Origin of the sequence: Arthrobacter sp. Hiyo1 (assembly GCF_001263615.2) — a bacterium.
Taxonomy (GTDB): domain Bacteria; phylum Actinomycetota; class Actinomycetes; order Actinomycetales; family Micrococcaceae; genus Arthrobacter.
The window spans coordinates 320290-323450 of the sequence record NZ_DF952475.1 but is presented as its reverse complement, the minus strand read 5'-3'; the positions used below and the strand labels follow the sequence as shown (position 1 = coordinate 323450).

1 protein-coding gene and 2 pseudogenes are annotated in these 3161 nt (G+C 63.6%); 1 reads left to right on the top strand and 2 read right to left on the bottom strand.

Features of this window, described 5'->3' with window-relative positions; all coding sequences use genetic code 11:
- Window positions 1-41: 41 nt before the first annotated feature.
- Window positions 42-314 (bottom strand): annotated as a pseudogene (locus AHiyo1_RS20450) (transposase); the annotation flags it as partial.
- A gap of 280 nt (window positions 315-594) precedes the next feature.
- Between AHiyo1_RS20450 and AHiyo1_RS20445 the strand changes: the two are divergent.
- Window positions 595-1812: an IS110 family transposase gene (locus AHiyo1_RS20445; RefSeq protein WP_113990727.1), complete on the top strand. Its 1218-nt coding sequence runs from the start codon at window positions 595-597 to the stop codon at window positions 1810-1812.
- Between the two features lie 189 nt (window positions 1813-2001).
- Here AHiyo1_RS20445 and AHiyo1_RS20440 read toward each other — a convergent pair.
- Window positions 2002-3099 (bottom strand): annotated as a pseudogene (locus tag AHiyo1_RS20440) (IS256 family transposase); the annotation flags it as partial.
- Window positions 3100-3161 lie beyond the last annotated feature (62 nt).

Genomic DNA, 3161 nt, shown 5'->3' with positions numbered 1-3161 from the left:
GAGCCTGTCAAGTTGTTTGTGTGTGGGGTCGGGAGTCATTTTTAGCTGAGGTAGGGTTCGAGTCGTTCGGGGTAGGTGATGCTCAGGACTCCCAGGGCCTGGATCCAGCCGGCGGTGGCTGCCCCTTCGACGAGGTGGTTGCCGGAGGATTCCTTGTCGGTGGTTCTGGTTTTCTGGCGTTCTCTGGCGCGTTTGTCTTCGATGTTGCAGATGGCGAGCCAGAGCAGTTTCACTGCGGCCTGGTCGTTGGGGAAATGGCCCCGGTTCTTGATGATCTTGCGCAGTTGGTAGTTCAGGGACTCGATCGCGTTGGTACCGGGTATGAAAGATGGTGGGTGCCTCACGTTGTTCGTCTGGCTGGCTGGGCCTGGTGGTTTGGTCGTACGGTGAGACCGTCCGGAACTGGGGCGCTTGTAGGGAATCGGGTGGGCAGACCGGTCTTGCACGATGGGCTGAGAGCCCGTGTTAGTAAATGGTCGCCCCGCGACTTGTCCGGCTGCGTCGTGAACGCGGATCCGTAGGTGTCGATTGCCTGGCCGATTCCGATCCCTGATATCGGGGTGGGAGGAGAAAGTGATGGTTCGGTTTATCGGTTTGGATGTTCATCGGGATTTCGCGCAGATCGCTGTTCTTCAGGACGGTGAGGTCCGTGACGCCGGTCAGGTGGCATGCCGGCCAGACGCGTTGGTTGGCTGGGCACGGAAGCTCGGTCCGGGCGATCAGGTGGCGTTGGAAGCGACTGGCAACAGTGAGGCGATCGCCTTGCTGATCAGGCCGTATGCCGGCCGGGTCGTGGTATCGAATCCGTTGAAGACCCGCGCGATCGCGGAGGCGAAGGTGAAAACGGATAAGGTCGATGCCCGCATCCTTGCCCAGTTGCTTGCCGCGGATTTCCTGCCACCGGTGTGGTTGCCCGACGAGCGTACCGCGCGGCTGCGCCGTATTGTCGGTCAGCGCACTCAGCTGGTCCGGGAGCGCACGCGGATCAAGAATCAGGTGCATGCGGTTCTGGCCAGGAATCTGCTGCCGCGCCCGACGGCCACCGATCTGTTCGGCAAGGCCGGGCGGGCCTGGCTCGGCCTTCAGGTGCTACCGCCGGATGAGCGGGACACCGTTCACGCGCTGCTGCGGCACCTGGATTTCCTGGGTAATGAGCTGGCTTCCTATGAGCAGGCCCTGGCAACCGAAGCGCTCACGGATGCCACGGCACGCAGGCTGATGACGATACCCGGGGTGTCCACGGTCGTGGCCATGGCGTTGATCGCCGCGGTGGGCGACTTCAGGCGGTTCCCTACCGCCGAGAAGCTGGTCGCCTACCTTGGGCTGCATCCCAGGGTGCGTCAGTCCGGAGGGCAGCCTGCACACCACGGCCGGATCACCAAGCAAGGCAATGCCCACGCCCGGGGCATGCTCGTGGAAGCGGCGTTCACCGCGGCACTGGCCCCGGGACCACTGCGGGCATTCTACTCACGGATCAAGGCCCGCCGGGGCTTCCAGATCGCCGTCGTGGCCACGGCACGCAAGCTGGCCACCCTGGCCTGGACGCTGGACACCCGCGGAGAAGAGTACGCGTTCGCCCGGCCCAGCCTGGTCGCGTTCAAACAACGCAAACTCGAGCTCACCTCCGGTGCTCCCCGCGCCGTGGCTCACCGCGGACCCGGATACGCCTACAACGACAAGCAGCTACGCCGCGAGGAACGGGAACTCGTCGAAACCGCTGAACGCGCCTACCAATTGCTCATTTCCAACTGGCAACCTCGCCGCCCGGCCGGAGCGAAGAAGATCGAATTCACCCGACCCCGGCAAGAATGAGATTCCGCGCTGGGGGTTTCCTGGTCGGCCCGTGCCGCAGGGAGATTACCGTGGCCGCCCCTCCGCCCTCAAGGGTCACTGTCGTGATCGCTGCGCGACGGCCTCCGGCCGCCCTTGACCCCGGAGCCCCGCGGCCCCGGTCAACAGCAGCAGGAGCCAACCAGGACAGACCGACCCGCCCGACTTGACGATTTCATCCGTCGTGTAGATGACTTTCCGCAGCGCCGGTGGGAAAGCCAGGAAGGGGATGAACCGTTCCCAGGCGTTTTCCCAGGTCTTGAGAGCTGCCGGGTACTTTTGTCCCCATTCCCCGGCGGCGAACTCCTCCCGGGCCGTCAGGGCCGCTTCGATGGTCGGGGCGGTGTAGATGTTCCGCAGGCAGGCCGCGACCTTCTTCCTGTCCCCGTAAGCGACGAAGCGCATGGAGGCCCGGACCAGGTGCACGACACAGGTCTGCACGGTGGTGTTGGCCCAGGTCGCCTGGATCGCCTCGGGGAACCCGGTGAGCCCGTCGCAGCAGGCGATCAGCACGTCTTTGACACCGCGGTTGGCCAGTTCCGCGCAGACCCCTGCCCAGAACTTCGCCCCTTCGGAAGCCTGGATCCAGATCCCGAGCACGCGCTTGACCCCGTCAAGATCCACGCCGACGGCGATGTGGGCGGCTTTGTTCTTCACCTGATGCCCGTCCCGGATTTTCACCACGATCGCGTCCAGATACAGGATCGGGTAGATCGGATCCAGCGGCCGGGACTGCCAGGCCATGACCTCTTCGAGGACGTCGTCGGTGATCTTGGAAATCGTCTCGCGGGATAGTTCGGTACCGATCGTCGATTCCAGGTGGTGTTCGATGTCCCGGATCGTCATTCCACCTGCATAAAGGCTGATGATCATGTCATCGAGCCCGCCGGTGCGCCGTGAACCTCTTGGAACCAGTTGCGGGGTGAAGGTGCCCGCCCGGTCCCGCGGAATGGCAAGACCGACGTCTCCGACCGTGGAGGCCACCGTTTTGGGGTAGCTGCCGTTCCTGGAGTTCGGCAGCAGCCGGGCAGCAGGATCACCCTTTTCATACCCCAGATGCTCGCTCAGTTCGGTCTGCAGGCCCCGCTCAAGCACGGCCTTGATCATCAGGTTCAGGAACCCGTCCTTGCCATCGATCTGAAGCCGGCCGGCATCGATCTGTTCCATCAGCTCATCAAAGGCACCCGAGGCCTTGAGCGCCTCGAGGTCCCCAGCCGCGGCAACCTTTTCCGCGAGTTCCGCACCGAGCTCTTCATGGGAATCAATCATGGACAAAGTGTTCTCCAATCACACGAGGACCGGAACCCCTACACAATCCATCTGACACCCTC